Genomic DNA, 7,845 nt, shown 5'->3' with positions numbered 1-7,845 from the left:
GATGGTTATTTTGTTTGTTCAATAGGTGAAGCATCTCCTGATACTATTCGTGAGTATATTCTCAATCAGGGTTAGTCCCTTACATCCCACAGGCTAAAGACCTGTGGGGTTTACGCTACGTTTTATAAATTGCATAGAAACTAAAATATACGACCAAAGTTATAGATTTTTATCATCAATAATGAATTGTACCTTTGTTAAAATTTTTGAGCTTATGCGATTAATGGCATTTGATTATGGTACAAAGCGTATTGGAATAGCTGTTACGGACCCGTTACAGATAATTGCAACTGCGTTGACCACTGTGCATCCTGATGATATATTTAAATACTTGAAAGACTATTTGCAGCAAGAGCAAATTGAAACTTTTGTAGTTGGTAGACCTCTGCAAATGGATGGCACAGATTCCGAATCGGCTCAGCATGTTGTAGGATTTGTACGAAAATTAAAAAAGGAATTTCCTGCAATCAATGTTGTAAAAGTGGATGAGCGTTTCACATCAAAAATGGCCTCCTCAGCTATAGCGCAATCGGGCATGAAAAAGAATAAAAAGCAAAATAAGGGATTGGTGGATACGATTTCTGCGACGATTATTTTGCAAACATATATGGATACAAAAGGATTTTAATAGAATGGCATTAAAAGATATTTCATTTTTTTCAGAAGATATTGATTTTGTTCTTAAGGATAAAGCAAAAGTTAGAACTTGGATTGGAGACACCATCAAATCTGAGGGATTCAGACGTATAGGAGAATTAACTTTTGTATTTTGTTCAGATGAATATTTATTAGATATCAACAAGCAATACTTGAATCATGATACATACACAGATATTGTAACTTTTGATTCCTCGGAACAGCAGGATGAGATCTCTGGAGATATCTTTATCTCTATAGAAAGAATTTGTGAAAATGCCGCAAAATTCGCAGTAACCGAAAGAGATGAATTACACCGCGTGATTATTCATGGCGTATTGCATTTATGCGGTTATTATGACAAGAAAAAGCAAGACAAAGAACTCATGACTTTAAAAGAAAATGAGTATTTGGAAAAGAGGACTTTCTAAACAAAATTCTAAAGTGAACTTTAACAGTTCACTTTTTTATACAAAATTGTTACAGCAAATGCGCATAATGTGAACTTGTTAGGTCTTATTTTCGAAGCATGAGAGCATTAATCATATTATTTACTTTAACTATTTGTATTTCTTCACAAGCGCAATCATTGAACGGTTGGCTTATGTATTTCGGTAATACACAAATCAAAGAGTCAAAATTTAGTTTACATCATGAATTGCAGCTTCGTGATTATAAAATTATTGGAGACCATAATCAAACATTAATTCGAGTAGGTGGTCAATATCAATTCAAACCTTATTTCCAAGCCACATTAGGTTATGGTTTTATCCACACAGAATTAGAGGGTACTCCAAATAATCCCTTTGCAGAGCATCGCATTTACCAAGAAGGTGTATTTTCACACGGAATTTCGAGTTCTAAATTAAGACACCGAATTAGATTGGAAGAACGTTTTATTGAAAACCAAGATTTAAGAGGTCGTTTTAGGTATTGTTTGTTTGCTGATATTCCGTTGAGTGCAAAGCAGTTTGATAAGAATGGAGTTTATTTCGCTCTATACGACGAAATATTCTTAAACATTTCGGATAACAAATCTATTAAGGCATTTGACAGAAATCGAGCATATGCTGGATTGGGTTATAAATTGAAGCAGAATCTAGGCTTACAGTTGGGCTATCTGCGTCAGCATGTGGGCTCAAACTCTGGAACAAATCATTTGATGCTTTCAATGCATCACAAAATGATTTGGAAATAAACTAAAACGGGTTATTACCACTATCCCATCATAAAGAAATAGAATATGTAACTCGGGATGGGGCCACAGCTAATGCCAGTGCCATCGCCAAGCTATTCCAGAAGCAAACCAGATCGTCTACAGGTTCCATTTAGTGAAAAATTTAAGTGATGCCCTTCAAGAGGAAATTCAGCAAGGTTACAGCTATTTTAGGACGGTTTCTAAAGTTATTTATGCCGAAACAGAATCAAAGAACCCTCCTGCTATTAAAACGAATTTGGATTCCGAGAACTATATTAACGAAAATATTAAGCAGAAAATCTCATCTGGTATATGGAAGAAAGAAGAAAAACTTGTTCAAATGATCCAAATGAGGGAAAATGGACGCAGCATTTGAAATAGCTCGAAAAACACAAACTATCTGGTGCACCGTAGAAAAATATTTAGAACACGGAATACTTTCAACAGATAGGAGTACATCAGTACATTATAATAGATATATAAACGAAATCAAACACATGTGCAGTTAGGAAATCATTCCTACCGCCATGTTTTGATCCTTAAAGGATATAGGACTAAACCATCTTGTGAACGATCGTTCACAAGATGGTTTAGCTTAAATTTTCCAGATAATAAACACAAAAGGAATCGAATATATCCTCAACCATTAAAATCAATAATCCTAATATCGTGACTAATTGCATTCCTTTACCTTTACCCAAAATACTATCAATTTATGTGACAAATCCAGAATTTAGATATTAATAGTAATTTGTAAACAAAAAAAATCGATACAAATTAATAATACCCTAAGAAGTACAATTATTATATTAATAAGCTTGCTATACGGTCTTTAAATAGTAATATTTAGAGACCATTTGTTGCTTTTTAAGGATAAAAGTGGCTCAAAAATGGTTTTAGAATAATTTAGTGTTATTATTAAATTATAATCTACTATAAATCTAGAGCATTATGGAATGATATTTTAAATTTTGCAAGGAATATTAACTTCATAAGAGCTTGATCGAGCTGTGTTTACTGGAATTTAAGTTTCTCTACTAAGTCAGTAAAATATTGTTGCCCCCAAATTTCAAGGCTTGCATCATTTTTTATGAACGGAACAACATCTTCTTTTACATGATTAAATGAAATAGTTTTGATTTTTTCATAAAGAAGTTCTAAGATGTCATTTTGGGTCATTTCTTTTTCCTTCCAGTCACCAGTATCTATTGCTCTAAGCTTAAAATGGTTTATATCAAGAGGTATACCTTTTTTTATATACCACTCCAAATCATACCAATCCATTCCTTTCACTCTATTTTTCCATTTGCAGAATAGGAGTGCGTGCATTTTTCTTGCAAATAGACTCGGTTTGTCGAAACATTTTACATAAAAGGAAAAGGGGTGAGTTAATAGTTTCATTTCTGTTGTAAACCCGAGAGGTGGCTGACGATCGACTTCTATCTTAATCTTTATGCCCCTATTGGTAGATTTAATACCAGATTGCTTTACTATATCTTCCAATACCAGCTCTTTCCATTCTGTTTCAGATTTCAGAAAGGCTGAATCTATATTTGTTTTTTCTTTTTTCTCTTTCTCTCGGATGCTAACCTTCATACCGATAGATTCAAACTCAGTTAAGATAGCTTCGAAATAAGGTTCAAGGGAAAAATTTGGGTCAGCTTCTAAAAGTGAAAAATCAAGATTCTCAGAAAACCGGTCTAGACCGTAGAATATCCGTAGGCACGTTCCACCATAAAATGCAGCCTTTTCAAAAAAATTTGTCCTTGAAAGACCAGCTAGTGCCACTTCTTGCATGATTTCCCTTAAAGCTGAAAGTACTTCTTCTGTGTTTTTAGGTTCATATTCCGAAATCCATTCTTTAATCATAATTTTTTAAGGGTTTTAATGAGTGTTCTAAAACTCTCGTTTTTTGGCGCATCAGGAATCCATGAACTTAATTCCTTAATATTGAGTTTTTGTAGCCCTTCAGCATCTATTCGTAAGTCTTCAATCAAAAAATCATATGTTTGGGATATGCTTCGTAAATTAAGTCCTGCTTTGCTGATTATTTTATCAAATAATGCTTTTTCAGGTGAAGCTATAAGGGCAACTTGTCCCGATATGAGTTCTACGCGTTTTATTCCAAAGCTATAATACGGTAAAGGCATAAACCGATATGTAAACCTCCCAACAGGCGTTTTTATTTTTTTTGAGAGCTTCATCGTAACGGAACTTATTTCAAAGACCCGCTCAGGAATATACCCCCAGTAGGAAAGAGCAGTCTCAAGTGACACATAGCTCGGACCCCACAAATAATTTGCTATTAAAAAGGGTTCTGGCGCTATTAAATCTGTATTTCTGCCAGGAATATATAGTCCTCTTTTTAAGAGTATGAGGTCTCCATTTTTAATAAGTTCACTAATTTTATCATTTGGTCTTTTGTAATCTTTAAGCATATCCAGCATGACCTGTCTGGTGAACGGTGCATTATTGAACTGTTTGGCTAAATATCTAAAGTCCATAATTGTTAAATTGTTTTACAAAAAACGGAAAAATACCGATTTAACGCAAATATTTTAACATAAAATGTTTGTGAAATAACTTCATTTTAATCGGTTTATTTCCGATTATTATCATGGAAATTAACATATAATTTTTTTATTATATGTTCAACGACATTACGAACTAGATAATTAATAGCTTTCTTTTGATATTGCTTGAGAAGTTAGAGCAGATAATAATCCTGTTTAGAAAAATTAAATTTACCTTACAAATACTGTAGCTACCTCCTAGTTCACTCTCATTATTCAACTTACACATTGTCAAAAGGATGATTGACTACACCATAATTTTTAACATACGCCTCTTATTATTAGCATCTGCTTCATCCAAGAGTGAACTTAATTATGTTTTTATAACCTTGCTATCTTTACGACTTATATTTCACTGATCTAATACATTAATAATCATCTTATCAATAGGAGAAACAGAAGGTCCAAAATAATGCGTCAACACCCCGTGTTCATTGATCAGGTATTTGCTGAAGTTCCAATCTGGAGCATGGTCATTCCAACCATTTACTTGGGCATTACTTAGCCATTTGAAAATAGGATGCTGGTTTTCATTCTTAATTACAACACTTTTTGAGGTTAAAGGAAATGAAACTCCATAATTTACTTGGCAGAACTGACTTATCTGCTCATTACTACCTTTTTCTTGCTGGCCGAAATCATTTGAGGGAACAGCGATTATCATAAGTTTTTTATTGTGTTGCTCATATAAAGCCTGCAATTCTTCATACTGCCCTGTATACCCACAATCTGAGGCTGTATTAACAATCATTATTTTCTTCCCAGCAACCAAAGATGACGCTAAGTGTTTTCCATTATTTAGCACCAGAGATTCTATGGGAAATGGCTCTTTGGGAGCAGCATGGTTTAAATTAGATAGAACAATTCCATTTTTACCCACCTTACCTATTTTTCGGACTAGAGGATAAAAAAACCGTACTATTTTTTGTTTTAGTGAAGACATCTTTCTTGAATTTAATGTTCATAATGATTAGTCTACATTGCTTATTGTAAAGGGTACAGTTAGCTATATATTCTTTAAAAATTGAATTATGGTTTTTTCTTTTCTGCTTAGCGTATAAACTATAATTGATAGTTATTTCAAAATTTGCAGGATTTAAACCCCAAATTAATCTATTAAAATCATTTGGGGTTTGAATATTCAACCCACAAGTTATCAAGTATTTATTTTGTAAACAAGAATACAAAATAAACAGCCATACTTTAATATTAATAATACCTTATAGAAAATTTATCCCACGGTTTGCGTACCTTCTTCATAGATGCTAACCAATCATTCTCTTTATTAGCATATCCGACATACATCAAGGAAACACTTTTTAATCCTAGGCTATCCAATTCTAATTCTTTATCAACAAGCAAATTATCAAAACCTTCTACGGGTGTAGAATCAATTTTTAACTCTGCAGCTTGCGCTAGTGCTAAACCTAGTGCAATATATGTCTGTCTAGCGATGTGAGCATGATTTTCTTCTGCTGTCTGGTTCAAATACATTTCTTTGAGCTTATCAGTATAAGAACTAAAACGGCCTTGAGGTAACCCTCGCTCATGAGTTGTCCAATCGTAGACTTCATCAATGCGCTCTGCTGTGTAACGATCCCAGGCCGCAAAGATTAACACATGTGAACAGTCACGCATGCAATCTGGATTCAATGCCCCAGCAGTTAACCTTTCTTTAATTTCTTGGTTTTTAATCACCAAAACATGAAAGGGCTGTAAGCCTGAAGATGTAGGTGCTAAACGCGCTGCCTCTACTATTTTATTGATATCCTCTTCGTTTACTTTCTTTGTAGAATCATATGCTTTTACGGCATGACGCCATTGTAAATCTTGTATTAAAGCCATACTTAATCGTTATTTGAAACTGTTAATATTACATCCATATTACCACGAGTGGCATTTGAATATGGGCATACCTCATGTGCCTTTTCAATTAAATCTTTGGCCACATCAAGGCTTACTCCAGGGATATTAGCATGCAGTTCTGCAGCTAAAGCAAAACCACCTGCACCATTTTGTCCAATAGACACTTTAGCTGTAACACTAGTAACACCTGTTTTGATTTTAGCTTTACTGATAATAAGATTAAGAGCACTGTCAAAACATGCAGAATATCCTGCTGCAAATAACATTTCAGGATTCAGATAACCATCATTTGCTCCTCCCAATGCTTTGGGCATCCTTACTTCAATATTTAAAACCCCATTTTCTGTACTTACTTTACCATTTCTACCTCCGGTAGCAACAGCCTGTGTAGTGTATAATGCTTTCATGTTTTTATGGTATTTAAAATTTTATTTATAATATGTGTTAATTGAATTTGTTCCTGATCGGTAAGCGATGATTTTTCTTTTAATTGCTTTGGTATACATTCCGCACTTTCTTCTAATGACGCTCCCTTATGGGTTAATGATATTTCTACAATACGTTCATCAATAGTGCTGCGATTACGATTAACCAAAGATTTTGCTTCTAATCTTTTAAGTAAAGGTGTTAAGGTACCGCTATCTAAATGCAATAGCTCTCCTATTTCGCGAACATTTAACTTCTTGTACTCCCATAGCACTAATAAAACTAAATACTGGGGATAGGTAACATCAAGACTTTCTAATAAAGGTCTATAAGCATTACTTATTTCCTTTGAAAGAGAATAAATTGGAAAACAAAGCTGATTAGATAATTTCAATATTTCTTTCATGCCAAACTATTATACAACAAAAGTAGAACATTAATATTGTATTGTACACAATTTAATTTTGCAAAATACAATTATGACAAATATTTGATAAAACATTATCCCTAATTAAAATCAGTGAATTCTTTTATCAACATTAGCTTGAATTCAGTTTAAGCAGCAAGAAATAATTATTTTTTTTGCTATTCAAACTGAATGTTTAAAGAAGTTTTCTGAAATGCGCCTACAGATACAGGAAAAACAGATTCCCATATATAAGTTTATCGGGGGAATAGAAAAGCAACAGATGGCGTGTTCATAACATAATGCGATGATATTATCCGCACAAAAATGCTGAACATAAAGTGCCCTTTGCCATTTCTCTATGTTGGGAGAATCTAAGTCTACTCGCAAATGGATACTGTGTGCCGGCATATTGAGCATCCTGTTTTTTAAGGCATACAAAAAGTCCGGAGTCTGCTGAGAAGGAACAGCTATGGCAAAAGCGTAATCTGAGAAAGGAAGGCAGGTAACAAATATTTCGCAGGAAACCAGCTCTCCAGTGGACCGGTCTATATAATGGAGTTTTTTGCCGGAAAAGTCGATATACAGTTTGTCTCCTGGGATGTGTTCCATCACCATGCTGCCTTTTCGGGATACCAGCTGCTGTCTTAAATGATAGTTGAACTGCGGATAGCTATAACCAGTGGGATCACTCTCGATATACTCTTGCCAGAGCAACTGTTTGGTGACTCCAGTACGCT

Annotated in this window: 10 protein-coding genes and 1 pseudogene; 4 read left to right on the top strand and 7 right to left on the bottom strand. The window is 34.0% G+C overall.

Annotated features, from left to right (window positions below; genetic code table 11):
• Window positions 1-214 precede the first annotated feature (214 nt).
• The 4 genes from ruvX to GOQ16_RS16930 all read left to right on the top strand — a co-directional run bounded on the left by ruvX (window position 215) and on the right by GOQ16_RS16930 (window position 2,210).
• Window positions 215-628 carry a Holliday junction resolvase RuvX gene (gene ruvX / locus GOQ16_RS16945; RefSeq protein ID WP_160070383.1) on the top strand — a complete coding sequence of 138 codons (414 nt, stop codon included), beginning with the start codon at window positions 215-217 and terminating at the stop codon, window positions 626-628.
• A gap of 4 nt (window positions 629-632) precedes the next feature.
• Window positions 633-1,067: an rRNA maturation RNase YbeY gene (ybeY, locus tag GOQ16_RS16940; protein ID WP_160070382.1), complete on the top strand. Its 435-nt coding sequence runs from the start codon at window positions 633-635 to the stop codon at window positions 1,065-1,067.
• A gap of 98 nt (window positions 1,068-1,165) precedes the next feature.
• Window positions 1,166-1,834 (top strand): DUF2490 domain-containing protein, encoded by a 669-nt coding sequence (locus GOQ16_RS16935; RefSeq protein ID WP_160070381.1) that lies wholly within the window; start codon window positions 1,166-1,168, stop codon window positions 1,832-1,834.
• A 133-nt stretch (window positions 1,835-1,967) separates the two neighbouring features.
• The gene (locus GOQ16_RS16930) at window positions 1,968-2,210 is read left to right on the top strand and encodes a hypothetical protein (RefSeq protein WP_160070380.1); all 243 of its coding nucleotides are present in this window, start codon (window positions 1,968-1,970) and stop codon (window positions 2,208-2,210) included.
• A 638-nt stretch (window positions 2,211-2,848) separates the two neighbouring features.
• Here the strand turns inward: GOQ16_RS16930 and GOQ16_RS16925 are convergent.
• The 7 genes and pseudogenes from GOQ16_RS16925 to GOQ16_RS17735 form a co-directional block, all read right to left on the bottom strand.
• Complete coding sequence (locus GOQ16_RS16925; RefSeq protein WP_160070379.1) at window positions 2,849-3,703, bottom strand: nucleotidyl transferase AbiEii/AbiGii toxin family protein; 855 nt, start codon at window positions 3,701-3,703, stop codon at window positions 2,849-2,851.
• Complete coding sequence (locus tag GOQ16_RS16920; protein ID WP_160070378.1) at window positions 3,700-4,338, bottom strand: type IV toxin-antitoxin system AbiEi family antitoxin domain-containing protein; 639 nt, start codon at window positions 4,336-4,338, stop codon at window positions 3,700-3,702. Before GOQ16_RS16920 ends, GOQ16_RS16925 begins: the two co-directional genes overlap by 4 nt.
• A 421-nt stretch (window positions 4,339-4,759) precedes the next feature.
• The gene (locus GOQ16_RS16915) at window positions 4,760-5,350 is read right to left on the bottom strand and encodes a glutathione peroxidase (RefSeq protein WP_160070377.1); all 591 of its coding nucleotides are present in this window, start codon (window positions 5,348-5,350) and stop codon (window positions 4,760-4,762) included.
• 266 nt (window positions 5,351-5,616) lie between these two features.
• Window positions 5,617-6,252: a nitroreductase family protein gene (locus tag GOQ16_RS16910; protein WP_160070376.1), complete on the bottom strand. Its 636-nt coding sequence runs from the start codon at window positions 6,250-6,252 to the stop codon at window positions 5,617-5,619.
• Window positions 6,253-6,254: 2 nt separating this feature from the next.
• Window positions 6,255-6,680, bottom strand: coding sequence for an organic hydroperoxide resistance protein (locus GOQ16_RS16905; RefSeq protein ID WP_160070375.1), 426 nt, complete (start codon window positions 6,678-6,680; stop codon window positions 6,255-6,257).
• Entirely contained in the window at window positions 6,677-7,105 is a 429-nt protein-coding gene (locus tag GOQ16_RS16900; protein WP_160070374.1) for a MarR family winged helix-turn-helix transcriptional regulator, read from the bottom strand. Before GOQ16_RS16900 ends, GOQ16_RS16905 begins: the two co-directional genes overlap by 4 nt.
• A gap of 183 nt (window positions 7,106-7,288) precedes the next feature.
• Window positions 7,289-7,845 (bottom strand): annotated as a pseudogene (locus tag GOQ16_RS17735) (hypothetical protein); the annotation flags it as partial.

It is taken from the genome of Sphingobacterium bovisgrunnientis (assembly GCF_009829085.1).
Taxonomy (GTDB): Bacteria; Bacteroidota; Bacteroidia; order Sphingobacteriales; family Sphingobacteriaceae; genus Sphingobacterium; species Sphingobacterium bovisgrunnientis.
Note: the sequence above shows the minus strand (reverse complement) of the source record. Positions and strands in the feature narration are given on the sequence as shown.